The 24,620-nt window shown below is 68.7% G+C and carries 18 protein-coding genes; 11 read left to right on the forward strand and 7 right to left on the reverse strand.

Annotated elements, in window-relative coordinates; genetic code table 11:
• The first annotated feature begins 79 nt into the window (after positions 1–79).
• From nirB to DI276_RS34235, 4 genes are read left to right on the forward strand one after another with little or no spacing between them, the layout of a single operon-like run.
• Complete coding sequence (gene nirB / locus DI276_RS34220) at positions 80–2,536, forward strand: nitrite reductase large subunit NirB (RefSeq protein ID WP_112271097.1); 2,457 nt, start codon at positions 80–82, stop codon at positions 2,534–2,536.
• Positions 2,533–2,847, forward strand: coding sequence for a nitrite reductase small subunit NirD (nirD, locus tag DI276_RS34225; protein ID WP_112271099.1), 315 nt, complete (start codon positions 2,533–2,535; stop codon positions 2,845–2,847). The genes nirB and nirD overlap by 4 nt, the downstream gene beginning before the upstream one ends.
• Entirely contained in the window at positions 2,844–3,938 is a 1,095-nt protein-coding gene (locus tag DI276_RS34230) for a uroporphyrinogen-III synthase (RefSeq protein WP_112271101.1), read from the forward strand. Before nirD ends, DI276_RS34230 begins: the two co-directional genes overlap by 4 nt.
• A complete protein-coding gene (locus tag DI276_RS34235) occupies positions 3,935–4,576 on the forward strand; it encodes a sirohydrochlorin chelatase (RefSeq protein ID WP_112271103.1) in 642 nt (213 codons plus the stop codon). The genes DI276_RS34230 and DI276_RS34235 overlap by 4 nt, the downstream gene beginning before the upstream one ends.
• A 129-nt stretch (positions 4,577–4,705) precedes the next feature.
• Here the strand turns inward: DI276_RS34235 and DI276_RS34240 are convergent, their stop codons facing one another.
• Genes DI276_RS34240 through DI276_RS34250 form a run of 3 tightly spaced genes read right to left on the reverse strand, consistent with a single transcriptional unit; the run spans position 4,706 to position 7,356 of the window.
• Positions 4,706–5,023 (reverse strand): MGMT family protein, encoded by a 318-nt coding sequence (locus DI276_RS34240; protein ID WP_112271105.1) that lies wholly within the window; start codon positions 5,021–5,023, stop codon positions 4,706–4,708.
• Positions 5,024–5,050: 27 nt separating this feature from the next.
• On the reverse strand, positions 5,051–6,043 hold the full coding sequence (locus DI276_RS34245) for an alpha/beta hydrolase (protein WP_112271107.1): 993 nt from the start codon (positions 6,041–6,043) through the stop codon (positions 5,051–5,053).
• A gap of 17 nt (positions 6,044–6,060) precedes the next feature.
• A complete protein-coding gene (locus DI276_RS34250; RefSeq protein WP_112271109.1) occupies positions 6,061–7,356 on the reverse strand; it encodes a cytochrome P450 in 1,296 nt (431 codons plus the stop codon).
• A 180-nt stretch (positions 7,357–7,536) separates the two neighbouring features.
• Here DI276_RS34250 and DI276_RS34255 point away from each other — a divergent pair, with 180 nt between their 5' ends.
• Both DI276_RS34255 and DI276_RS34260 read left to right on the forward strand, forming a co-directional pair.
• Positions 7,537–8,355, forward strand: a complete 819-nt coding sequence (locus DI276_RS34255) for an SAM-dependent methyltransferase (protein ID WP_112271499.1) — start codon at positions 7,537–7,539, stop codon at positions 8,353–8,355.
• A gap of 102 nt (positions 8,356–8,457) precedes the next feature.
• Positions 8,458–10,548: a putative bifunctional diguanylate cyclase/phosphodiesterase gene (locus DI276_RS34260; protein ID WP_112271111.1), complete on the forward strand. Its 2,091-nt coding sequence runs from the start codon at positions 8,458–8,460 to the stop codon at positions 10,546–10,548.
• On the opposite strand, the gene DI276_RS34265 is transcribed toward DI276_RS34260, so the two are convergent.
• Positions 10,545–11,540 carry an alpha/beta hydrolase gene (locus DI276_RS34265; protein WP_112271113.1) on the reverse strand — a complete coding sequence of 332 codons (996 nt, stop codon included), beginning with the start codon at positions 11,538–11,540 and terminating at the stop codon, positions 10,545–10,547. The genes DI276_RS34260 and DI276_RS34265 overlap by 4 nt on opposite strands.
• A gap of 209 nt (positions 11,541–11,749) precedes the next feature.
• On the opposite strand from DI276_RS34265, the gene DI276_RS34270 reads away from it, so the two are divergent.
• Both DI276_RS34270 and DI276_RS34275 read left to right on the forward strand, forming a co-directional pair.
• Positions 11,750–12,565 carry an SAM-dependent methyltransferase gene (locus DI276_RS34270; RefSeq protein WP_112271502.1) on the forward strand — a complete coding sequence of 272 codons (816 nt, stop codon included), beginning with the start codon at positions 11,750–11,752 and terminating at the stop codon, positions 12,563–12,565.
• A gap of 158 nt (positions 12,566–12,723) precedes the next feature.
• The gene (locus tag DI276_RS34275; RefSeq protein WP_232837102.1) at positions 12,724–14,775 is read left to right on the forward strand and encodes a putative bifunctional diguanylate cyclase/phosphodiesterase; all 2,052 of its coding nucleotides are present in this window, start codon (positions 12,724–12,726) and stop codon (positions 14,773–14,775) included.
• On the opposite strand, the gene DI276_RS34280 is transcribed toward DI276_RS34275, so the two are convergent.
• Positions 14,772–15,767, reverse strand: a complete 996-nt coding sequence (locus DI276_RS34280) for an alpha/beta hydrolase (RefSeq protein ID WP_112271117.1) — start codon at positions 15,765–15,767, stop codon at positions 14,772–14,774. The genes DI276_RS34275 and DI276_RS34280 overlap by 4 nt on opposite strands.
• A 17-nt stretch (positions 15,768–15,784) precedes the next feature.
• Positions 15,785–17,098: a cytochrome P450 gene (locus DI276_RS34285; RefSeq protein ID WP_112271504.1), complete on the reverse strand. Its 1,314-nt coding sequence runs from the start codon at positions 17,096–17,098 to the stop codon at positions 15,785–15,787.
• A 162-nt stretch (positions 17,099–17,260) separates the two neighbouring features.
• On the opposite strand from DI276_RS34285, the gene DI276_RS34290 reads away from it, so the two are divergent.
• Entirely contained in the window at positions 17,261–18,076 is an 816-nt protein-coding gene (locus DI276_RS34290) for an SAM-dependent methyltransferase (protein ID WP_232837103.1), read from the forward strand.
• A gap of 104 nt (positions 18,077–18,180) precedes the next feature.
• Entirely contained in the window at positions 18,181–20,301 is a 2,121-nt protein-coding gene (locus tag DI276_RS34295) for a putative bifunctional diguanylate cyclase/phosphodiesterase (protein WP_112271121.1), read from the forward strand.
• Between the two features lie 42 nt (positions 20,302–20,343).
• Here DI276_RS34295 and DI276_RS34300 read toward each other — a convergent pair whose 3' ends face one another.
• Positions 20,344–21,291, reverse strand: coding sequence for a chitinase (locus DI276_RS34300; RefSeq protein WP_112271123.1), 948 nt, complete (start codon positions 21,289–21,291; stop codon positions 20,344–20,346).
• 175 nt (positions 21,292–21,466) lie between these two features.
• Here DI276_RS34300 and DI276_RS34305 point away from each other — a divergent pair, with 175 nt between their 5' ends.
• Positions 21,467–24,604 (forward strand): ATP-dependent helicase, encoded by a 3,138-nt coding sequence (locus tag DI276_RS34305; protein ID WP_112271125.1) that lies wholly within the window; start codon positions 21,467–21,469, stop codon positions 24,602–24,604.
• Positions 24,605–24,620 lie beyond the last annotated feature (16 nt).

Below are 24,620 nucleotides of genomic sequence, written 5' to 3' on the forward strand. Positions count from 1 at the left end.
CTTTAACAACCGCGAAATATTGCGGACCTTGGGATGACACGCCGCCCGGTGAGCATACCGGGTGAAGGAGGGATGCCCGATGACTCAGACCTTGGTCGTGATCGGTAACGGCATGGTCGGCCACCGGCTCGTTGAGATCCTCCGCGACTCGTCCTGGCGGATCGTGGTGTTCGGCGAGGAATCCCGGCCCGCCTACGACCGTGTCGCGCTGTCGTCCTATGTGGACACGTGGAGCTCGGCCGACCTGGAGCTCGCGCCGTTGACCGGTTGCGAGCTCCGGCTCGGCGAGAAGGCTGTTTCCGTGGACAGGGAACGGCGTGTGGTGGTCGGTGCGTCCGGTGTCGAGGTGCAGTACGACGCGCTGGTGCTGGCCACCGGTTCGGTGCCGTTCGTGCCGCCGGTGCCCGGTCGTGATCTGCCCGGCTGCCACGTCTACCGGACCATCGACGACCTGGACGACATCCGGGCGACCGTCGAGGCCGCTGACCGGCCAGGCCGGCACTCCGGCATGGTGCTCGGCGGTGGCCTGCTCGGGTTGGAGGCGGCCAACGCGTTGCGCGGCATGGGAGTCTCGCCGCACGTCGTGGAGCTCGCGCCGCGGCTGATGCCGATCCAGGTCGACGACGGCGGTGCCGGGCTGCTGAAGCGGCTGGTCGAGAAGCTCGACCTCACCGTGCACACCGGCACGTCGGCTTCCTCCATCGAACGCGACGGCACGCGGCTGATCGCCAAGCTGGCCAACGGGGTCGAGCTCGACCTCGACGTCGTGGTGTTCAGCGCGGGCATCCGGCCGCGCACTGATCTGGACCTCGGGCTGGAGCTGGGACCGCGGGGCGGTTACCTGGTCGACGCCGCCTGCCGGACCGCCGACCCGCGGGTGTTCGCGATCGGCGAGTGCGCCTCCGTCGAGGGCGTGGCCTACGGGCTCGTCGCTCCCGGTTACGCGATGGCCGAGGTCGTGGCGGACCAGATTTCCGGTGGCACGAAGGTGTTCCCCGGTGCGGACATGTCCACCAAACTGAAGCTGCTCGGTGTGGACGTGGCGTCGTTCGGTGACGCGCACGCCACTACTGAGGGTGCGCTGGAAGTCGTCGTCAACAACGCGGTTGCCGGCACCTACAGCAAGCTCGTCGTGTCGGACGACGCGAAGACGTTGCTCGGTGGCGTGCTCGTCGGTGACGCTTCGGCGTATCCGTCGCTGCGGCCGATGGTGGGCAAGGAAGTTCCGGCCGCCCTGCTGCAGCCGGGTGGGTCCGTCGACCTCGAAATGCCTGCGGACGCCCAGGTCTGCTCGTGTCACGCGGTGACCAAGCAGACGATCACCGACGCCATCCAGTCCGGTGTCGCGTGCGACGTGGCCGAGCTCAAGGCGTGCACCAAGGCCGGCACGGGTTGTGGTTCGTGCGTGCCGATGCTGAAGAAGCTGCTCACCGACTGCGGTGTAGAGCAGTCCAAGGCGCTGTGCGAGCACTTCACGTACTCGCGTGCCGAGCTGTTCGAGATCATTCGGGCGACGCGCATCACCACGTTCACGGCGGTGGTCGAGAAGCACGGCACCGGGCGTGGTTGCGACATCTGCAAGCCTGCCGTGGCCTCGATCCTGGCCTCGCTGAACAACGGGCACATCCTCGGCGAGACGCAGGTCTCGTTGCAGGACACCAACGACAGGTTCCTGGCGAACCTGCAGCGCAACGGCACGTACTCGGTCGTGCCGCGCATCCCCGGCGGCGAGATCACGCCGGAGAAGCTGATCGTCATCGGTGAGGTGGCCCGCGACTACGGGCTCTACACGAAGATCACCGGCGGTCAGCGCATCGACCTGTTCGGCGCGACCGTCGACCAGCTGCCGGAGATCTGGCGCCGTCTGGTCGACGCGGGCTTCGAGTCCGGCCACGCGTACGGCAAGGCCTTGCGCACGGTGAAGTCCTGCGTCGGCACGACCTGGTGCCGCTACGGCGTCCAGGACTCGGTGGGGCTCGCCATCGAGCTGGAGCTGCGCTACCGCGGCCTGCGTTCGCCGCACAAGCTCAAGTCGGCCGTCTCCGGTTGCGCTCGCGAGTGTGCCGAGGCGCGCGGCAAGGACTTCGGCGTCATCGCCACCGAGAACGGCTGGAACCTCTACGTGGGCGGCAACGGCGGCTTCACGCCGCGCCACGCGGACCTTCTGGTGTCCGATGTGGACACCGAGACGCTGATCAAGGTGATCGACCGGTTCCTGATGTTCTACATCCGGACCGCCGACCGGCTGCAGCGCACCTCGGCGTGGCTGGAGGGGCTCGACGGCGGGCTCGACCACCTGCGCGAGGTCGTGGTCGACGACAAGCTCGGCATCTGCGACGACCTGGAAGCCGCGATGGCCGCGCACGTCGACGACTACGCCGACGAGTGGCGCGGTGTGCTGGAGGACCCGGAGAAGCTGGCGCGGTTCACGTCGTTCGTGAACGCGCCGGGCACGCCGGACCCCACGATCTCGTTCCGCGCTGAGCGTGGTCAGCGCGTTCCTGTCCAGCTCGGGATTCCGGAGGTCGTCAGGTGACCGTCGTCTGTGACTTTGAGGTGTTGCGTCCGGAGCAGGGTGTCGCGGCGTTGCTGCCAGACGGCTCGCAGGTGGCGGTGTTCCTGACCGCCGACGGGACCTTGCACGCGTTGGACAACATCGACCCGTTCAGCGGTGCCGCGGTGCTGTCGCGCGGCATCGTGGGCGACCGCGGTGGCGTTCCCGTCGTGGTCTCGCCGGTGTACAAGCAGGCTTTCGAGCTGGCGACCGGCAAGTGTCTGGAAGAGCCGTCCGTGTCCGTTGCGGTGCATCCGGTGCGTGTGCGTGACGGCGTCGTGGAGCTGACATGAACGCGCCGCTGGCGGGCTTCACCATCGGCGTCACCGCGGCCCGTCGCGCCGACGAGCTGATCGGCCTGCTGGAACGCAAGGGCGCCACCACCATCCACGGTCCGGCGATCCGGATCGTGCCGCTCCCCGACGACGCCGATCTGCACGTGGCGACGTCGCAGCTGGTGTCCGCGCCGGTCGACGTCGTCGTCGCCACCACCGGGATCGGGTTCCGCGGGTGGTTCGAAGCCGCTGAGGGGTGGGGACTGGCCAGCCGTCTGCACCGTGCCCTCGAGGGTGCCGTGGTGCTGCCGCGGGGCCCGAAGGCCAAGGGTGCGGTACGGGCGGCCGGCCTGGTCGAGACCTGGTCGCCGGAGTCCGAGTCGAACGCCGAACTGTTGCAGTACCTGTTGCGGATGGGTGTTTCCGGCAAGCGCGTTGCCGTCCAACTGCACGGTGAGCCGCTGCCCGACTTCGTGAACACGTTGCGTGCGGCCGGCGCCGAGGTGGTCGAGATCCCGGTGTATCGCTGGGAACCGCCGGCCGACATCGGGCCGCTCGAGCGGTTGATCGACGCTACTTTGGCCGGGCAGGTGGATGCGGTCACCTTCACCAGTGCGCCGGCTGCCTCGTCGGTTCTGCGGACTGCCGGTGCTCGTTATGGTGACCTGGTAGAAGCGTTGCGGCGCAACGTTCTCGTGGTCGGCGTCGGGGCGATCACCGCCGGGCCGTTGGTTGCCGCCGGGATTCCGGTGGTGCAGCCCGCTCGGTCGCGGATCGGGTCGATGGTTCGGGAGCTTGCCGTGGAGCTGCCTTCTCGGGCCACTCGGTTGCGGATTGCTTCCCGGGACATGGAGATGCGGGCTCAGGCTGTCGTGATCGACGGTGAACTCCGGCCCGTTGCTCCTGCGCCCATGGCTGTGTTGCGGACTCTCGTCGCTGCACGGGGCCGGGTCGTCTCTCGGCAGGACCTGTTGGCTGCCTTGCCTTCTGGAGGCGAGGAGCACGCGGTGGAGACTGCTATCGGGCGGTTGCGGACTGCGTTGGGGTCGCCGCAGATGGTGTGCACGGTCGTGAAGCGTGGTTACCGGCTTGCCATGGAGCCCGCATGAAACTTGTACTTGCTTTCCACGGAACGCGCGACCCGCGCGGGGCCGTGGTGTGTGAAGAGATCGCATCGATGGTGCAGTCCTCTGTGGACGTACCGGTCGAGGTTGCCTACGCCGATGTGCGACAGCCGGACGTCCGCTCGGTCGTGGACGGGCCTTGCGTCGTGGTGCCTGCGTTTCTGGCGTCGGGGTACCACGTTCGCGTGGACATCCCCGAGCAGATCGGCAACCGGCCGGACGTGGTGCTGACCTCGCCGCTCGGAATGGACGCGGTGCCGACCGTGCGGGATCGGTTGCGGGAAGCGGGTTTCCGCCGCGGCGACGCAGTGGTGCTCGCCGCGGCGGGTTCGTCGGACGCTCGGGCGTTGGCGGACGTGCGGCGGGCGGCGGCTTTGCTGGGGGCCTCCGCGGTCGGGTACGTGGCAACGGCGACGCCCCGCGTGGCCGACGTGGTGGCCGGACTCCGGGGACGCCGCGTGGCCGTGGCTTCGTGGCTCCTCGCACCGGGGTTGTTCCACGGGTCGCTCGCCGAGTGCGGCGCGGACGTGGTTTCCGCGCCGATCGGGGCGCACCCTCTGGTGGTCGACGCATTGCTGCGCAAGTACTACGAGGCTCGGGCGGTGCTGCGCCGGTCGGCGTGACCACAGCTCGGTTTTGCGGTGATCTGTCCCCGAGGACACCAAGACCTCGGGCCGCGAGAGAGGACCACCGTGAAGCCGCTTCACATCGCTCTCGTCCTGGTAGCCGTCCGACGCCGCTCGCGCTGACGGCTACCAGAGACCGGGTGCCTCTTCCTTGCGTGCGTCCTCCCAGCGGTACTCGCGCAGGTTCACCTTGCCGTCCAGGTTCGGCACGCCCTCCTCGTGCAGCATCTGCAGCTGCGTGTCGCGGAGGTGTGGTGCACAGGTCCCGTCGGCCTTCAGAACGCGTTGCCACGGCAGGTCGTGCCCGTCCTCGTTGAGGATGCGGCCGACCAGCCGTGGCGACGGTGCCTTGGCGAGATCAGCGATGTCGCCGTAGGTGGCGACTCGTCCGCGGGGGATGGATTTGATCGTGTCGCGGACTCGCTCGTGGATCTCTTCGTCCATCCCCCGAGTTTAGGGTCTGTGTCGAAGTCAGATCGTCTTGGACCAGGCGGCGACCGCGGAGTGGTAGTCGGGGGCGTTCGGGGCGTAGTTGATGGAGTGGCCGTAGCCGTTGAGGATGAACGTGTCGAGGCGGGGCACCGACGGGAAGAACTGGCCCTCGTCGGCCTTCAGCGCCGCTGCGGACGAGCAGTCGCTGCCCATCAGCGGGAGGCCGGAGCTGCAGAAGTGGGTGTCGTTGCCCACGGCGATCATCACCGGCACGTTGATCTGGCGGGAGATCGGGATGATGACGGTGTTCAGGAGGATGGTGTCCACTGCCTCGGTGGCGGCGAAGACGTCCTTCGTGGACTCGTCGTGGGAGATCGCGCCGGAGATCAGCGGGCCCGGTTTGTGGAAGGCGTTGTAGCGGGTGTCGGGCATCGTGGTCAGGTAGCCGAGGTCCAGGCCCGCCGGGATCATGTTGGCCAGTACCGGGACCACGGTTATGTAGTTCATCTTGTGCGTGAAGCCGGTGACCAGGACGCCGTCCACGTCGTGCCAGGTGCCTGCTTCGATCATGGCCATCGCGGAGCCGATGGAGTGGCCCGCGACGATGACCTTCGAGAAGCGCGGCTTCAGGGTGGAGATGACCTGGTGCACTGCGCTGGCCTGGGTGGAGGCGGTCACCAGGGCGCTCAGGGGCTTGGAGCTCTTGCCGGTGCCCAGGCGGTCCAGGGCCAGCGTGGCGATGCCGGACTTGTTCTGCGCTTGGGTGAACGAGCGGGTCGTCGGCTCGTAGGCGACGTCCCAGTACGAGCGGTCGTAGGTGCCGCCGGGGATCAGGACTTGGATCGTGGCGGCGTTCGTGGGCACGCACAGCCTGCCGGCCATGGTTTCCAGCGAGGGCACCAGTGGGGTCAGGCCGACTCGCACGGGGTAGGTCACGTCCTGGCAGGAGACGGCGGCTGAGGCGGGTGGCGGGGCCAGCAGGGTTCCGGTGGCCAGCAGCAGGGCCGCGGCGCACAGCCTGCGGAAACGCATGGGGGTACTACCTCCGACTAGTTGCGGGGGACGGCCTTCATCAGCAGGCCGTCGGGGTACGGGGCGGACGTGAACTTCACGCGCGCCGGACGGGTGGGGACCAGGCGCCAGCGTGCGGCGACGGTCGCGAGGGTGATGACGATTTCGGTGTGGGCGAAGGTGTTGCCCAGGCATTGGCGGTTGCCGCCGCCGAACGGGATGAACGCGCCGCGCGGCAAGGAAGCCGCAAAAGAAGGCGTCCAACGGTCCGGCGAGAAGCGGTGGGGGGACGAGAAGTAGCGCTCGTCGTGGTGCAGGGCGTGGGGACTGATGATGACCTCGGCGCCGGGCGGGAGGGTGGCGCCGCCCAGCTGGACTTCGGTCAGGGTTCGGCGCATCACGAACCAGATCGGGTACCGGCGCAGGGTTTCCTGCACGACCTGGGTGGTGTAGGTCAGCTTGTCGACGTCGGCGAACGTCACCGGGCGGTCGCCGATCACCGAGTCGACTTCGGCGTGGAGGCGCTCTTCGATCTCCGGGTTGCTGCCGACCTCGTAGAGGGCCCAGGCCAGGGCGATCGCGGTGGTCTCGATGCCGGCGGTCAGCAGGGTGAGGACTTCGTCGTAGGTCTGCTGGTCGGTCATGCCGGCCAAGAGCAGCATCGAGAGGACGTCGCCGTGGTCGGTGCCGTCGGCGCGCCAGCTTTCGATCACCTGCAGGACAACGGCTTTCATGCGGGAGATCGCGGCGTCGAACTCGCGGTTGCCCGGGAGCGGGAGCTTTTCGACGAAGGACGGCGAGAGGGCGCGGATCATGCCCTGTTGGATGACGGTGAAGATGGACCGGCGGACCTCTTCGACCGCGTGCCGGCCGATCTCCGTCGAGAAGAGCGTCTCGCCGACGATGGTGACCGCGAGTTCCTGCATGTCGTTCTCGATGGTGCGGATCTCGCCTGGTTGCCAGCGCGCAGCCAGCGCAGCAGCAGCACGAGCCATCGTCGCGGCATAGGCTTCGATCCGTTCCCGGTGGAAGGCCGGCTGCATCAGTCGGCGCTGGCGCAGGTGGTGCTCGCCGTTCGACAGCAGCAGGCCCGTGCCCAGATAGGGCTGGAACTTGTCGAACATGGCGCCCTTGCGGAACTTCGACCCCTGGGAGACGAGCACTTCGTGGGTCAGTGCGGGGTCGGTGACGAAGTAGGCGTGCAGCGGGCCGAGGTCGAGGCGCACCACCTCGCCGTGCTCGTGCAGTGCGTCGGTGAACTTGGCGCGCTGGGTGAGCATCGCCGGGGTGTGCCCGAGTAACGGCCAGCGGCGTGGTGCCACCGGTACGGGCATCCAGACTCCTGCAGAGTTGGACCGAATGGGGACGGACCACCCTAGGAGCCGTTTGGGGGAAGACGACAGTGCCTGAACGGGTGGTTCCGGGTCACTCTGATGGTTCAGCGCGTTGGTCGCTCGGGTGACTAAGCTCGTTCGTCTCCCGAACCTGCCCCTCGAACCGAAGAGGTGTTCACCGTGGCAGAGACCCAGAACTGGGTGCCGCTCGGCATCGACACCAACGTGCCGAGCATGGCCCGCGTCTACGACTACATCCTCGGCGGCGCCCACAACTTCGCCGCCGACCGGCAAGTCGGTTCGCAGATCGAGAAGCTCGTGCCAGGGCTGCCCAGCGTGGCCAGACTCAACCGGCGGTTCCTCGGTCGTGCGGTGAACTTCCTGATGGACCAGGGAGTTCGCCAGTTCCTCGACATCGGATCGGGCATCCCGACCGTCGCGAACGTGCACGAGGTCGCGCAGGAACGCGACCCGGCCGCGCGCATCGTCTACGTCGACAAAGATCCCGTTGCCGTCGCGCACAGCCAGTTGATGCTGTCTGACAACGAAAATGCTGCAATCGTGCAGGCTGACATGCGCGATCCCGATGCCGTGCTGGCGAGTCCCGAGGTCAACCGGCTGCTGCGCTTCGACGAACCCATCGGGTTGCTGATGCTGTTGATGCTGCACTGGGTCCCGGACGAGGACGACCCGCAGAAGCTCGTCGCCACCTACCGCGACGCGTTGCCCGCCGGCAGCTTTGTGGCGATGACGCACGTGGCCAAGGACCAGATCGACGAAAGCGTCGACCAGGCCGCCGCGGTGGTCAACCGCAGCAAGAGCGCGGACCAGATGCACATGCGCACACACGCGCAGGTCAGCGCGCTGTTCGACGGGTTCGAGCTGGTCGAGCCCGGGCTCGTCGGGTGTGGCGAGTGGCGGCCGGACGGGCCTGCGGACATCGCGAACGAGGCGTCCATGAACATGTTCCTGTACGCCGGGGTCGGTCGTAAGGGCTGAAACCACCCTGTAGTGTCGGAGGTTCACTCCGTCGGCGCAGCGAGCGTCGACTCCCGGTAGGTAGACTGCCGGACACTCTCCAACCCATACAGGGCAACGGGAATGACGAAACCGAGCCGAAGACCCGATGCCGCTCCGCCACCGGACACCGCCGCCGTCCGCGCGCGAGAAGCCTTGGCGCGCAAGTGGAGCTACCTGGTCAGCAGCGTCATCGTCGTCGCGCTGAGCAGAGACGAGCTGGACGCTGAACTGGGCGCCCAGCTCGATGCGTTGTGCGCGGCGCTGCACAACGAGCCGTTCGACCCTGCCCCGTTCGAGGAGGTGGGCGAGCGACTCGTCGCTCTCGGCTACGTCAACGAGCCCGGACTCCAGCGCACCGTCGACGTGCTGGGCAAGGGCCTGCTGGCGCTGGAGGAGTTCCAGGCGACGGACCAGCACACGGTCCGGGTCGTGGGTGGCATGGGCGCGCTCGCGTGCGGGTTCGCCGCGGCGCGCGGGCGCTCGATCCTGGACCAGCAGGAGAGCATGCAGCGCTCGCTGCTCAAGGCCGCCAACGACGCGCAACGCGACCAGCGGCAGAGCGAGGCGAAGTTCGAGGGCTTCGCGTCCTCGTCGACCAACGGCGTGCTGATCGTCGGCCTCGACGGCCGGCTGGCCTGGGGCAACGACGCGATCGGCAGCATCCTCGGACACCGGCCGGAGCCGGGCACCCGGCTGGCGGAGCTCATCGCGCCGACCTCCGTCGTGGTGTTCCGCGAGATGATGGAACGGGTGCTCGCCGAGACCGGCGAGTTCGAGCGGGAACCCATGCAGCTCGTCCGCGGCGACGGCGACTTCGCCAAGGTGACGCTGACGGCGTCACTGCTGCGGGACGACGACGGCAAGGCGAGCCACGTGCTGGTGATCGCCGACGACGACACGGAACTGGCGCTGCTGCAAGGAGAACTGCGCAGGCAGTCGCTGCACGACGTGCTGACCGGGCTGCCGAACCGGCAGTTCTTCACGACCCACCTGGAGACCGTGCTGCGCCGCGCCGACCCCGAGCTCGGCGTGACGATCTTCCACCTCGACCTCGACGCGTTCGGCCTGGTCTGCAACAGCCTCGGCGGGCGGGTCGGCGAACACCTGCTCCAGCACGTGGCACGCAGGCTGCGGGCGTTGCTTTCGCACGAGCAGGCGATGGTCGCGCGGTTCAACGGCGACGAGTTCGGCATCGTCGTGGAGAACACCGCTCTCACGCCGGACGTCGCGAACACGATGGCCACCATCAACGCCGACCTGGGCGAACCGACCTATGTGGACGGTCACGGGCTGGCGGTCTCGGTGAGCGCCGGCGTCGTGCACCGGCCGTCCCCGGACGTCGATCCGGTGGAGCTGCTGCGCATGGCGGACCTGGCGTTGCGGCAGGCCAAGAAGGACCAGCGCGGTCAGTGGCAGTTGTTCCACGGCAACCAGGACACCGAACGCAGGCGCGACCACGCGCTCGCCGTCGTGATGCCGGGAGCGTGGGAACAGGGCGACATCGGCGTGGCCTACCAGCCCGTCCGCGTGCTCGCGACCGGTGAGTTGGCCGGCGTCGAGGCCGTGCTGCACTGGGACCTCTCCGACCGGTGCGCCGAGCTCGCGGACCAGACCGGCCTCATCCTGCCGATGGGCGAGTGGCTGATCAGGATCGCGGCCGGCCAGGCGCAGTGGTGGCGTCAACGCGGTGAGCTCGACGAGCAGTTCGGCATCCGGCTCACCCGGCACCAGGCGACCGACGCGGACCTGGTGTCCCGCGTGGCGAACGTGCTGGAGGAGACCGGGATGCCGCACGAGCGGCTCACGCTGACCATGCCGGTCGGCGTGCTGGACGTGGAGAACGCGGCGGAGAACCTGGACACGCTGGCGGCCACGGGCATCCGGATCGCGCTCGAGGACTTCGGGCTCGGGCCGCGCGACCTGGCGTGGCTCTCGGAACTGCCGATCGTGTCCGTGTGCGTGCCGAAGGACCTGGTGCGGCGGCAGGATCCGCGGTCCGCCGCGCTGATCCAGGCCGTGCACGAGCTGGGCGTGAACCTCTGCGTCGACGGCGTCGAGACCGCCGAGCAGGCCAAGTGGTGGACGGAAGCGGGCGCCGACCTCGCGATCGGCGCCCACTTCGGCTCTCCGCTGGACGCGGGCGAGTTCCTGAAGAAGCTGAACGAGAGCTAAATGCTGCGTTGCCACGCGACGACCGCCGTGTGGTAGTCAGCGGAGTTCGGCGCGAAGTTGAAGCAGTGGCCGTAGCCGGTGAGGACGAACCCGTCCACTCGCGGCGCGTCCGGGAAGTACGGCCTCTCGGACGCGGCCAGCGCCTCTCCGGACGAGCAGTCGGCGCCGAGCGGCGGGGTGCCGCAGAAGTGGTCTGCCTGTGCTTGGGCGGTCAGCACCGGCACGGTGATGTCGCTGCTGGCCGGGATCACGATGTTGTTCATCAGGACGGTGGTGACTGCCTCGTTCGTCGCGAAGACGTCCTTTGTGGACTCTTCGTAGCCGATCACGGCGGTGTCCAGCGCGCCGGGCGCGTGGAAGGTGGTGTAGCGCGTTCCCGGTGCCGTGGTCAGGTAGCCGGGGTCGAGCCCGAGCCCGCTCAGCTGCGGATCGAGGGTCACCGGGATCATGTTGGTGAGCGCGGGCAGCCCGGTGAGGTGGTTCAGCTGGTTGGTCAGGCCGGTGACCAGCACGCCGTCGACGTCGTGGTACGTGCCGGCCTCGGCGATCGCGATCGCCGAGCCGACCGAGTGGCCGCCGACGAGCACCTTCTGGAACTGCGGGCGGAGGTCGCTGATCACCTCGTGCACCGCCGCCGCCTGGTTCACGGTGTTGACCAGCAGGCTCACCGGTTTGCTGCTCCTGCCGGTGCCGATCCGGTCCACCGTCATGGTGGCGATGCCGGCGTGGTTCATCGCCTGTCGCACCGAGCGGATCTCGGGCTGGACCGGGATGTCCCAGTACGCACTGGTGTAGGTCCCGCCGGGGATGAGGACCTGGACCGTGGTCGCTCCCTGCGGCACGCAGAGCTTGCCGTACATGGTCTGCTGGGTGAGCCCCCAGCGGACCGGGGTGTACACGTCCTGGCAGCTGGTTTCGACCGCGTTCGCGGGAGTGGGCGCCAGACCGAGCAATGTGAGCGATACGGCGGCACAGAGCCGACGGATGCGCATGGGGAACAACCTCCAACTGCTGCTGGTCGCGCAAATTCGTGGGAAATCGAATCTTTTCTGCGCGGAAAGGAGGTGGACCACGATAGAAGTCGTTCGGCCGAAAGTGGCAGTGCCCGAACGGGTGGCGTCTGTTCACACTGGTGGCCCAGTCGTTTGGGCCACGTGCGTGACTAAGCTTGTGCGCCCACAAACCTGAAGAGGTGGTCGTCGTGTCCGTCGGGCAGAACTGGATTCCACAGAGCGTGGATGTTTCCGTGCCGAGTGCGGCGCGGCTGTACGACTATCTGCTCGGCGGTGCGCACAACTTCGCGGTGGATCGCGAGATGGGCGACAAGGTCGAACTCGCATGGCCGCACGTGCGCAGTGGCGCCAGAGTCAACCGGGCATTTCTCGGGCGTGCGGTGCGGTTCATGATCGGCCAGGGGGTGCGGCAGTTCCTGGACATCGGTTCCGGCATTCCGACCGTGGCCAACGTGCACGAGGTCGCGCAGGCGGCGGACCCCGAGTGCAGGGTCGTGTACGTGGACCGCGATCCGGTGGCCGTCGCGCACAGCGAGCTGCTGCTCGCCGACAACGACCGCGCTGGTGTGGTGCAGGCGGACATGCGGGACCCGGACAGCATCCTGAACAGCGACGAGGCCCGCAGGTTGCTGGACTTCGACGAGCCGATCGGTCTCCTGATGCTGCTGATGGTGCACTGGGTGCCGACCGAGGCGGACCCGTGGGGACTGCTGAAGCAGTACCGCGAGGTGCTGGCCAGTGGCAGCTACTTCGCGATCACGCACTTCACCTCCGACCGCGAACACGAGGATTCCAGCAACGCCGCCGCACGAATCAACCGTGCGGGCGGGGATCAGGTCGTTCCGCGCACCTGGGAGGAGATTGCCGCCATGTTCGGCGACTTCGAGCTGGTCGAGCCCGGACTCGTCGGATTCGCCGAATGGCGGACGTCCGGACCGGGTGACATGTCCGACGATCCGGCCACCAACAAGATTGCGTACGGCGGTGTCGGTCGCAAGCCATAGGAATCCCCGATAGAGCAATCGCCGATTCACGCTGTCGGTCGAAAAGGAAGCCGACCGCGCGTGGGTAAACTGCCGGGCAATCTGAGCCCCTGACGAGGCAGCCCCGAATGCCGACCCCGAATCGAAGAACAGACGTCCCATCATCGCCTGACGACCACGTGCGGGCGCGCCAGACGCTTGCCCGGAAATGGGCCTACCGGCTGATCAAGGCCGTCGCGATTCCAATGGGCAGCGAAGATCTCGACGTGGAACTGGGTGCCCGGCTCGCTGCACTGTGTTCGTTGTTGCACGAAGAACCGTTCCACCTCGCTCCGATCGAACGCGCCGGCGCGGAACTGGTGACGCTGGGCCATCTCGGCCGGCCTGGTCTGAGCTGCACCACCGAGGTGCTCGGCAGGGGTCTGCTCACGCTGCCGGAGTTCCAGCCGGCCGAGCGGTACGCGGAACGGATCGCGGTCGCGATGGGCGCGCTCGGCTGTGGCTTCACTGGTGCCAACACCGAGTTCGTGCTGGCACAGCAGGAAAGCATGCAGCGGTCGCTGCTCAAGGCAGTGCGCGACGCGAACTGGAACCTCAAGGAGAGCGAGGCCCGGTTCAACGAGGTCGTCACGTCGTCCACCAACGGTGTGCTGATCGTCGACCTCGACGGGCGGCTGCTCAAGGCGAACGCTGCGATCGGCGACATCCTCGGGCACGCCCCGGAGGACCTCGTCGGCATCCCGCTCGTCGAGCTCACCGCCCCCGGTTACGGCGAGATGCTCCGAGCCGCGATGGCCGATCTGGTGAGCGGGGTGGCGGAGCGGATCAGGCAGTCGCAACGGATGCTGCGCAAGGACGGCGAGGTGGCGCGGCTGACGTTGACCGCGTCGTTGCTGCGCGGTGCCGACGACGTGCCGAGCTACTTCGTCGTGGTGGTCGAGGACGGCACGGAACTGGCACTGCTGCAGGGCGAGCTCAAGCGGCAGTCGCTGCACGACGTGCTGACCGGGTTGCCCAACCGGCAGTTCTTCACGACGCAGCTGGAGATCGCGTTGCGCAAGAGCGATCCCGAGCACGGTGTCACGATCTTCCACCTGGACATCGACGCGTTCGGCATGCTGTACGACACCTTCGGCGCCCGGATCGCCGAACGGTTGCTGCAGCACGTCGCGCAGCGGCTGAAGGTGTTGCTGGTCGGCGAGCAGGCGATGATCGCCCGGTTCGGCGGCGACGAGTTCGGTGTCCTGGTGGAGAACGCGCAGAGCACGCCGGACATCGGCTCGATCATGAAGAGCATCAACGACGACCTGCTCGAACCGACCTATGTGGACGGTCACGGGCTGGCGGTGTCGGTGAGCGCGGGCGTCGTGCACCGGCCGAGCCGCGACACGGAACCGATCGACGTGCTGCGGGCGGCGGAACGGGCGTTGCGCAAGGCGAAGTCCGGCAGGCGCGGGCAGTGGGAGGTGTTCCACGCGGGCCAGGACGCCGAAGGCAGGCGTGACGACGCGTTGGCCGTGGCGATGCCGGCGGCGTGGGAGAACGGCGAGATCACCGTGCGGTACCGCCCGGTCGTGCAACTGGCCGACGGCGCGATCAACGGTGTCGAGGCCGTGCTGCACTGGGATCGCGAACGCGAGGCGCTCGACCACGACCGGTGCGCGGGACTGGCCGAGGCGACCGGGTTGATCCTGCCACTCGGCGAGTGGCTGCTGCGGATCGCCGGCGGCCAGGCCCGGTGGTGGCGGCAGCGGGCCCAGTTCGACCGGCCGCTGTCCGTGCGGCTCACGGCGCACCAGGCGGCCGACGCGGACCTGGTCTCGCGGGTGGTGGGAGTGCTCGACCACACCGGGCTCGCGGCCGGGCAGCTGATGGTCAGCATGCCGTGCGACGTGCTGCCGATGGCCGACGCCGCCGACAATCTCGCGGTCCTCGCCCGCATGGAGGTGCGCACCGCGCTAGACGACTTCGGGCTGGGGCCGCGGGATCTCGCGTGGCTCTCGGAGCTGCCGGTGACGTCCGTGCTGGTGCCGAAGGATCTGGTGCGGCGTCAGGATCCGTGTTCCGCGGTGCTGATCCAGGCTGTGCACGCGCTGGGCGTGCACGTCTGCGTGGACGGCGTCGAGAACGCCGAGCAGGCGACGTGGTGGACGGAAGTGGGCGCCGACCTCGCGATCGGCGCCCACTTCGGTTCCCCGCTCGACGCGGGAGAGTTCCTCAAGAAGCTCTAGATGCTGCGCTGCCACGCGACGACCGCCGCGTGGTACGCGGACGGGTTGGGCGCGTAGTTGAAGCAGTGGCCGTAGTCGGTGAGGACGTACGCGTCCATCCGCGCCGCCTGCGGGTAGAACGGCCGTTCGGACGCGACCAGCGCCTGGGCCGACGAGCAGTCGGCGCCGAGCGGCGGGGTGCCGCAGAAGTAGTCCGTGGTCGTCTGGGCGGTCAGCACCGGCGCGGTGACGCCGCGGCTGGCCGGGATCAGGATGTTGTTCAACAGGATGGTGTTCAGTGCCTCACCGGGCGCGACGACGTCCTTTGTGGACTCGTCGTAGTCGATGACGGCGTGGTTCAGCAGACCGGGCTTGTGGAACATGTCGTAGCGGGCACCCGGCGCCGTCGTCAGATAGGCGGGGTCCAGGCCGAGCCGGCTGAACTTCGGGTCGAGCGTGACCGGGATCAGCTTGGTCAGCGGCGGCGCGATCCTGGTGTAGTCCCACTGGTTCGTCATGCCGGTGACGAGCAACCCGTCGACGTCGCGGTACGTGGCGGCCTCGACGATCGCGATGCCAGAGCCGACGGAGTGACCACCGACGAGCACCTTCTGGAACCGGGGGCGCAGGGTCTGGATCACCTGGTGCACGGCGGAAGCCTGGTTCAGCGTGTCGACCAGCAGGCTCAGCGGTTTGCTGCTCTTGCCGGTGCCGATCCGGTCCACCGTCATGGTGGCGATGCCGGCCTTGTTCATGGCCTGCCGCACCGAGTGCACCTCGGGGTCGAGCTGGATGTCCCAGTACGAGCTGTTGTAGGTGCCACCGGGGACGAGCACCTGGACCGTTGTGGCGCCCTGCGGCACACACAGCTTGCCGTACATGGTCTGGCGGGTGAGCCCGAACTGGACCGGTGTGTACACGTCCTGGCAGCCGGCCTGGGTCGCGTTCGCCGGGGCGGGCACGGGGACGAGCAATGCGAGCAATGCGGCGGCACAGAGCCGACGGAGACGCATCGGGGAACAACCTCCAACTAGCGGGGCTCGGCCGTCATGAAGAGGCCGATGGGGTAGACGGCGTTGGTGAACTTGGTGCGCACCGGCCGGTCGGGGACGAGCCGGTAGCGCGCACAGACGGTCGCCACCGCGATGACGATCTCGGTCAGCGCGAAGTGGTTTCCGATGCACTGGTGGACGCCGCCGCCGAACGGGACGAATGCGCCCTTCGGCAGCTGCCGGGCGCGGTCGAGCGTCCAGCGGTCCGGGTCGAAGCGGTCGGGGTCGGGGAAGTTCGCGGGGTTGTGGTGCATCGCGTGCGGGCTGAGGATCACCTCGGTGCCGGGCTCGAGGTGGACACCGCCGAGCTCGACGTCCTCCGCCGCACGGCGCATGAGGAGCCAGAGCGAGTACTTCCGCAGGACCTCGTTCGCCACCTGGCCGAGGTAGGTCAGCTTCGGCACGTCGTCGAACGTCACCGGGCGGCCGGCCAGCACCTCGTCGAGCTCGGTCAGCACGCGCTGTTCGATCTCGGGGTTCGCGGCGATCTCGTGGAAGATCCACGCCAGTGCCAGCGCGGTGGTCTCGATGCCGGCGGTGAGCAGGGTGATGACCTCGTCGAAGACCTGCTGGTCGGTCATCGGCTCGCCGGTGTCGGCGTCCCTGGCCAGCATCAGCATCGACAGCAGGTCGCCCTGGTCGGTGCCGTCGGCGCGCCAGCTCGCGATGACCTCGTTGACGATCGTGCGCATCCGGGCGATGGCTTCGTCGAACTCGCGGTTGGCCGGGATGGGCAGCTTCTCGACGAACCCCGGCGAGAGCGCGCGCACCATGCCGTTCTTGATGATCACGAAGATCGACCGGCGGGTCTCGTCGATCACCCGTTTGCCGATCTCGGTGGAGAACAGCGCCTCACCGACGATCGTGATGGCGAGGGTCTGCATGTCCTCCTCGACCTGGCGCACCTCGCCCGGCCGCCACGCGTCCACGAGGCCCTGGGTCGCGCGGGACATGATGTCCGCGTAGCCCGCGATCCGGTCGCGGTGGAACGCCGGCTGGAGCATCCGGCGCTGGCGCCGGTGGAAAGCTCCGTTCGACATCGCGAGCCCGTTGCCGATGTACGGGCGGAACTTGTCGAACATTCGCCCTTTGTGGAACTTCGGCGCATCGGTAACGAGCACCTGGTGCATCAACTGAGGGCTGGTGACGAACAAAGTTCGCATCGGCCCGAGATAGACTTCTACGAGATCGCCCTGACCTCGTAAATTCGTGGTGAACTCGAATCTTTTCCGCAATAACGGCAGAGTGTGCCCGAGAAATGGCAGCCTGCCGGGCGCCACCGGGACGGACATCATCGCTCCTCGCGACGTGGAAAGAGATGGACCACCCTAGGGTTCGTTTGGGTGAACACGACAGTGCCCGATCGGGTGGTGTGCGTTCACACCGCTGGACCAACCGTGTGCACTTGGTGCCTGCCTAAGCTTGTGCGTCTACAACCCGAAGAGGTGGTCGCCGTGGCTGATGGGCAGAATTGGATTCCGCAGAGCGTGGACGTCTCCGTGCCCAGCTCGGCGCGGGTGTACGACTACGTGCTCGGGGGCGCGCACAACTTCGCCGTGGACCGCCAGATGGGCGACAAGATCGAGCGCAACCTGCCGCACGTGCGCAGCGGCGCCAGGATCAACCGGGCCTTCCTCGCCCGCGCCGTCCGGTTCATGGTCGACCAGGGGGTGCGTCAGTTCCTGGACATCGGCTCGGGCATCCCGACCGTCGCCAACGTGCACGAGGTCGCGCAGGAGCTGGATCCCGAGTGCCGCGTCATGTACGTCGACCGCGACCCGGTGGCCGTGGCGCACAGCGAGCTGATCCTCGCGGGCAACAGCCACACCGCCGTGCTGCAGGCAGACCTGCGCGACCCGGACAGCATCCTGAACAGCGGCGAGGTGCGCCGGCTGCTGGACTTCGACGAGCCGATCGGCCTGCTGCTGCTGTTCATGCTGCACTGGGTGCCGACCGAGGCGGACCCGTGGGGGCTGATGAAGCACTACCGCGAGGCGCTGCCCAGCGGGAGCTATCTGGCGATCACGCACATGGCGGACGACCACGGCAACGAGGCGGTCCACGCGGCAACCGTCATGATGAACCAGGCGGGCGGTGACCAGGTCGTCGAGCGCGGCCGGGACGAGATCGCCGCCTTCTTCGGTGACTTCGAGCTGGTCGAGCCGGGACTCGTCACCTTCGCCGAATGGCGGCCGTCCGGGCCCGGCGACATCTCCGCCGATCCGGGGATGAATGGGATCGCCTACGCCGGGGTCGCTCGTAAGCCATAAGGAATCCCGATAGAGTGATATTGATTCACACTGCCGGTTGAGCAGAGACCGACAGCGCGTGGGTAAACTGCCGGACATCTGAGCCCATTGCGAGGCAGCCCCGAATGCCCGAGCCGAGACGTACACCGGACGTCACGCCTTCGCCCCAGGACATTGCCCGGGCGCGGATGACGCTCGCCCGGAAATGGGCGTACCTGCTGCAATGCACCGTCGCGATCCCGATGGACCGGGGCGCTCTCGACGCGGACCTGAGTGGCAGGCTCGACATGCTGTGCGAGCTGCTGCACGCCGAGCCGTTCACGGCTGATCCGGCAGAGCTGGCGGGCGCGGACCTGGCGGCACTGGGGCACCTCGGCAAGCACGGCCTGCGCTGCACCACCGACGTGCTCGGCAAGGGCCTGCTCGCACTGCCCGAGTTCCGGCCGGTCGAGCGGTACGCGGAACGGGTCGCGCTCGTGATCGGCGCGCTCGGCAGCGGCTTCACCGCTGCGAACGCCGAGTCCGTTCTCGTGCAGCAGGAGGGCATGCAGCGGTCGTTGCTCAAGGCCGTGCGCGACGCGAACTGGAACCTCAAGGAGAGCGAGGCCCGCTACAACGAGGTCGTCACGTCGTCCACCAACGGTGTGCTGATCGTCGATCTCGAAGGCCGGCTGCTCAAGGCGAACGCGGCCATCGGCGAGATCCTCGGCCACACCCCGGACGAGCTCACCGGCGTTCCGCTGCTCGACCTCGTCGCGTCCGGCCACGACGAGATGCTGAGCGACGCGATGGCCGAGTTGGTCAGCGGTGCCACCGAGCGGATCAGGCAGTCGCAACGGATGCTGCGCAAGGACGGCGAGATCGCGCGGCTGTCGTTGACGGCGTCGCTGTTGCGCGGTGCCGACGACGAGCCGAGCCACTTCGTCGTGGTGGTCGAGGACGGCACCGAACTGGAGCTGCTGCAGAACGAGCTCAGGCGGCAGTCGCTGCACGACGCGCTGACCGGGCTGCCGAACCGCCAGTTCTTCACCACGCAGCTGGAGATCGCGCTGCGCAAGGCCGATCCCGCGCACGGCATCACGGTCTTCCACCTGGACATCGACGCGTTCGGCATGGTGTGCGACAGCTTCGGCGGCCGGGTCGCCGAACGGCTGCTGCAGCACGTGACGCAGCGCCTGAAGCTGTTGCTGGCCGGCGAGAAGACCATGATCGCAAGGTTCGGCGGCGACGAGTTCGGCGTGCTCGTGGAGAACACGGCAGCCACGCCCGGCCTAGGCGCGATCATGAAGAGCGTCAACGACGACCTGCTGCTCGAACCGACCTTTGTGGACGGTCACGGGCTGGCGGTGTCGGTGAGCGCGGGTGTCGTGCACCGGCCGGACTTCGGCGCGGAGCCGACCGACGTGCTCCGAGCGGCGGAACGGGCGCTGTGCAAGGCCAAGTCGGGCCGGCGTGGCCAGTGGGAGCTGTTCCACCCGGCGCAGGACGCCGAGGACCGCAGGGACGACGCGCTGGCCGTGGCGATGCCGGCCGCGTGGGAGAACGGCGAGATCACCGTGCGGTACCGGCCCGTCGTCGCGCTGGCCGGCGGCGCGGTCAGCAGTGTCGAGGCGGCGTTCCACTGGGACCGGCCGGACTTCGGCGTGCTGGACCACGACAGGTGCGCGGGGCTGGCCGAGGAGACCGGGCTGATCCTGCCGCTCGGCGAGTGGCTGCTGCGCACCGCCGGCGGCCAGTCGGTGTGGTGGCGGCAGCGCGGGCAGTTCGAACGGGCGCTGGCGGTGCGGCTCACCGCGCACCAGTCGGCCGACGCGGACCTGGTCTCACGGGTGGTGCGGGTGCTCGACCAGACCGGGCTGACGGCCGACCAGTTGATGGTCAGCATGCCCGGCGCGGTGTTGCCGGTGGCCGACGCGGCCGACAACCTCACGGTGCTCGCGCGGCTGGGAGTGCTGACGGCGATCGACGACTTCGGGTTGGGGCCGTTGGACTTCGGCCAGCTCGCGTCGGAGCTGCCGGTGCAGGCGGTGCGGGTGGCGCGCGGCCTGGTGGAGACCCGATCTCCGTACGTGGCGGCGCTGCTGCCGTTGGTGCGCGAGCAGGGCGTGGCGGTCGCGGTCGACGGGATCACCAGCGCTGAACAAGCTTCGTGGTGGCGTGCGGCCGGCGCGGACTTCGCGACCGGCGACCACTTCGGCGCGGCTGTTGCGCCGGGCGACTTCCTGGGGGCGTTGGAACCCCGGTGACCGGACGGGGTCGGGGACACGTCCGGCCACCGGAGGAGTCTGTTACCCGGTGAACTTCGCCAGCGCCTTGGTGAACTCGTAGGTCTGCTGGTTGATACCGCTGCACGAGGAGCTCATCGCCCCGCAGTTGCCGCGGTCGCGGTTCACGGCCCAGAACGAGACGCGGGCCAGGTGCTTGGAGTTCGCCCACGTCACGATGTCGCGGAAGTTCTGCGGGGTGACGGTCTCGCCGGTGTCGGTCTTGCCGTTCATCGACGACAGGCCGCTGCGCCGGTACGCCGCGTCGTCCGTGAGTCCGTAGGTGGCCTTGACGTGGTTCTTCAGGCCGTCGACCGCGCTCTTGGTGTAGGCGAACATGTCGCCGCCGCTGCCCCAGTCGAACGGCATGACGGCCCACGTGTCGATCGGCGCTCCGAGCTCCTTGGCGCGGGTGACCAGGCGCTTGCCCCACGAGTTCGGGCCGGTGCGGTCGGTCGGCATGGTGATGACCGTCTTCACGCCAGGGTTGTTCTGCTTGATGATTTTGAGCGCGCCGAGCACGCGGTCCTGCGTGGTGCCGTTCTCGAACTCCTGCGCCTCGATGTCGATGTCGATCGCCTTGAGGCCGTAGGCGTTGATCACCTTCTGGTAGGCGCCGGCGAGTGCGGTGGCGCTGGAGCACTTCTGCCCGAGCTTGTTGCCGGACCAGCCGCCGATCGACGGCACCGCGTCGCCACCGGCCGCACGGATGTTGTTGATCAGGGTCTTGTCCGAGCCGTTCAGGTCGCGGGTGCCGTCCCACTTCGGGTTGCAGCCGCCGTCGCTGAGGATGAACGCGAGGGTGAAGGCCTTGATGCCCGTCTGCTGCATGACCGTGGCGGGGTTGGGCTGACCGCCCCACTGGTAGAGGTACGGAGCCGCGAGCACCGGGTTGACGGCCGCCTGCGCGGTCGTGGGCAGCAGCATCGCCGCGCAGGTCGCAGCGACAGCGCCGACGAGGAACCGCTTCATCTTCTCCTCCAAGACTGCTCGGTCCAGGGCGGCGGAGCTGGCAGCGAGGGGGCTTACAACGTGTTTAAAAATGGACTAGACCACCTGGTTCTGTCAAGAAGGTAGACGAAATCCTGCTGTGCTCCGTCCGGCGGGCATGACTGATCTTGTCGGTGCAGCGTGGTGAAATCGAGACGTGGCACTTCCACCTCAGCTCGTCCGCCGGAAGCCGGAGACGCGCCCGCGTCCCCGGTGGGACGCGGCTGCCCAGCGGGTCTTCGCGCAGTCCGGCTTCCTGCGGGTGCTGGGCGGTCCGGGGACGGGCAAGACGACGCTGCTGGCCGAGCTGGCGGCGCACGTCGTGCTGGAGGAGGGGGCCTCACCGGAGAACGTGCTGGTGCTGACCGCGAACCGGCGCGCGTCCGTGGCGTTGCGCGCGCACATCACGCGGTTGCTCACAGGGCGGTTCTCCACCATCCGCGAGCCGTTGGTGCGGACCGTGCACTCCTACGCGTTCGCGGTGCTGCGCAACCAGGCGGTGCTGCTGGGCGAGCCGCCGCCGCGGCTGCTGTCCGGGCCCGATCAGGACGCGATGGTGCGTGAGCTGCTGGCCGGTGACGTCGAGCTGGGCGCCCTGAAGTGGCCGGAGCGGTTGCGGCCTGCTTTGGAGCTGCCGGGGTTCGCGCACGAGCTGCGCGACCTGCTGTTGCGGGCGGCCGAGCGCGGGCTGGGCCCGGAGGACCTGATCGAGCTCGGCGAGGAGCACGGCCGCGACGAGTGGGTGGCGGCCGGCCTCTTCGGTCAGCAGTACGAGTCGGTGAACCTGTTGTCCGGCATGGACTCCGCGACGGCTTTCGCGCCCGCGTACGACGCGGCCGAGCTGGTGTCGTCCGCGTACGCCGCGTTCGTGAACGACGAGGAGCTGCTCTTCGGTGAGCGGCGGCGGGTGCGGTATCTGCTGGTCGACGACGCGCAGCACCTCGACCCGATGCAGTACTCGCTGATCAGCTCGCTGGGGTCCGGGGCGGCGCGGTTCGTCCTGGCGGGCGATCCCGACCAGGCGATCTTCACGTTCCGCGGCGCCTCGCCGGAGATCCTGCGGGACGTGCAGGGCGAGACGGTGGTGCTGACCCAGTCGTTCCGGATGATGCCGGAGATCCGGGACGCGGTGGCGCGGCTGGCCGCTCGGCTGCCCGGTGCTTCTCCCGCGCGCACGGTGTTGCCTGCTGATGGCGAGGGCTCCGTGCAGGTGCGGCTGCTCGCGTCCTCCGCGCAGGAGGCGACGTGGGTGGCCGACCAGCTGCGCCGCTCCCACCTGGCCGACGAGGTGCCGTGGTCGCAGATGGCCGTCATCGTGCGTTCGGCGACGTTGTCCTTGCCCGTGCTGCAACGTGCTCTGCTGGCCGCGGGCGTGCCGGTGGCCGTGCCGTCGGACGAGCTGCCGTTGGCGCAGCAGCCTTCCGTGCGCCCGTTGCTGGCGCTGATCCGTGCCGCGGCCGTGCCGGGTTCGCTGGACGAGGACACGGCGGCGATGCTGCTGTCGTCGGCTTATGGCGGTGCGGATCCGTTGGCGCTGCGGCGGTTGCGACGTGGTCTGCGGCGCCTGGAGATGGCTGCGGGAGGTGATCGTCCGTCCGGCGAGTTGCTGGTCGAGGTGGTGGAGACGGCCGACCGCCTGGCGGCGCTGGAGGACGCGGAGTCGCTGCCCGCGCGGCGGATCTCGCACCTGCTGTCGTTGGCGCGCAAGGCTGTTTCTGACGGCAAGTCCGTCGAGGTCGTCCTGTGGGACCTCTGGACCGCGACGGGCCTGCAGGACCGCTGGGTGGCGCAGTCTGCCCGCCGTGGCATGCCGGGCATGCAGGCGGACCGCGACCTCGACGCGATCGTGGCCCTGTTCGAGGCGGCCGCGAAGTACGTCGACCGCCTGCCGGGCTCTGGCGTGGCGGGCTTCGCGGACTACCTGGAGTCCCAGCGGATCGTCGGCGACACCCTCGCTGCCTCGGCGCCGACCGGTGAGGCGGTGTCCGTCCTGACCGCGCACTCCGCGGCCGGCCGCGAGTGGGAAGTCGTTGCCGTGCCGGGAGTTCAGGAGGGCAGCTGGCCCGACCTGCGGCTGCGCGGCACGGTCCTCGGCGTCGAGCGCATGGTGGACGTGCTGGCGGGCCTCGAACCGTCGGTGTCGGCGGTGGCCCCGATCCTGGCAGAGGAACGCCGGCTGCTGCTGGTGGCCGCCTCCCGCGCCCGCTCGAAGCTGCTGATCAGCGCTGTGCGCGGTGAGGACGAGCAGCCGTCGCGCTTCCTCGACGAGATCGAGTCTTCCGCTGAGGACGAACGCAAGCTGCACCGCCCCCAACGCGGCCTGGTGCTCGCCGAGCTGGTCGGCGAGCTGCGTCGCGTGGTCTGCTCGGACACTGAAGATCCTGATCGTCGTTCGCGCGCGGCCGCTCAGCTGGCACGGCTGGCCGAGGCTGGAGTGCCCGGCGCGCACCCGGAGTCCTGGTACGGCGTGGCCTCGGTGTCCACTTTGGACGCGTTGTGGACGGAGGAGCAGAAGGTCAGCGTGACACCGTCGACCATCGAGGTGATCACGAAGTGCCCGCTGCGCTGGGTCGTGGAACGGCACGGCGGTCAGGACCCGGCCGAGCTGGCCTCGGTCACCGGCACCCTGGTCCACGCCCTCGCTCAAGCGGCAGCCTCGGGTGCGGACTCGGCTCAGCTGCGGGTGAAGCTGGACGAGGCCTGGGCGGCCGTGGACGCCGGCGCGCCGTGGTTCTCCCGCCGCGAACGCCTGCGGGTGGAACGCATGCTCGACACGTTCCTGGCCTGGCTGACCATGAGCCGCAGCCAGCTGACCCAGGTCGCCGTCGAAGAGGAGATGGTCGTCGAGGTCCCGAAACGCGACGGCGGCCCGTGGCTGCAGGTCCGCGGCCGGGTCGACCGCCTGGAACACGACGAGGACGGCCGCCCGGTCGTCATCGACATCAAGACGGGCAAGAACCCGGTGTCCCGCGACGCCTCCCAGGAACACCCGCAGCTGGCCGTCTACCAGCTGGCCACCTCCCTGGGCGGCTTCACCCACATCGGCCTGGGCACCGAACCTGGCGGCGCCCGCCTGCTCTACGTGGCCAAGGAGGACAAGAAGACCGGTGCCGTCGAACGCACCCAGGCCCCGCTGGACGAGCAGGGCGTCCGCGCGTGGCTCGAGGTGGTGCAGGGCGCGGCGGAGTCGGTGCTGGGCCCGGACTACACGGCGCGGGAGAACGCCGACTGCGACCGCTGCCCGGCGCGCACCACGTGCCCGGTGCACCCGTCGGGGCGTCAGGTGAGCGAGTAGTCGTTGACCTGCGTGT

The organism is Lentzea terrae (assembly GCF_003265345.1).
GTDB lineage: Bacteria > Actinomycetota > Actinomycetes > Mycobacteriales > Pseudonocardiaceae > Lentzea > Lentzea terrae.

Coding starts and splice junctions, on each gene's coding strand:
- nirB (WP_112271097.1), top strand. CDS start 80: ATGACTCAGACCTTGGTCGTGATCGGTAACGGCATGGTCGGCCACCGG.
- DI276_RS34230 (WP_112271101.1), top strand. CDS start 2,844: ATGAACGCGCCGCTGGCGGGCTTCACCATCGGCGTCACCGCGGCCCGT.
- DI276_RS34235 (WP_112271103.1), top strand. CDS start 3,935: ATGAAACTTGTACTTGCTTTCCACGGAACGCGCGACCCGCGCGGGGCC.
- DI276_RS34240 (WP_112271105.1), bottom strand. CDS start 5,023: ATGGACGAAGAGATCCACGAGCGAGTCCGCGACACGATCAAATCCATC.
- DI276_RS34245 (WP_112271107.1), bottom strand. CDS start 6,043: ATGCGTTTCCGCAGGCTGTGCGCCGCGGCCCTGCTGCTGGCCACCGGA.
- DI276_RS34250 (WP_112271109.1), bottom strand. CDS start 7,356: ATGCCCGTACCGGTGGCACCACGCCGCTGGCCGTTACTCGGGCACACC.
- DI276_RS34260 (WP_112271111.1), top strand. CDS start 8,458: ATGACGAAACCGAGCCGAAGACCCGATGCCGCTCCGCCACCGGACACC.
- DI276_RS34265 (WP_112271113.1), bottom strand. CDS start 11,540: ATGCGCATCCGTCGGCTCTGTGCCGCCGTATCGCTCACATTGCTCGGT.
- DI276_RS34280 (WP_112271117.1), bottom strand. CDS start 15,767: ATGCGTCTCCGTCGGCTCTGTGCCGCCGCATTGCTCGCATTGCTCGTC.
- DI276_RS34285 (WP_112271504.1), bottom strand. CDS start 17,098: ATGTCCGTCCCGGTGGCGCCCGGCAGGCTGCCATTTCTCGGGCACACT.
- DI276_RS34295 (WP_112271121.1), top strand. CDS start 18,181: ATGCCCGAGCCGAGACGTACACCGGACGTCACGCCTTCGCCCCAGGAC.
- DI276_RS34300 (WP_112271123.1), bottom strand. CDS start 21,291: ATGAAGCGGTTCCTCGTCGGCGCTGTCGCTGCGACCTGCGCGGCGATG.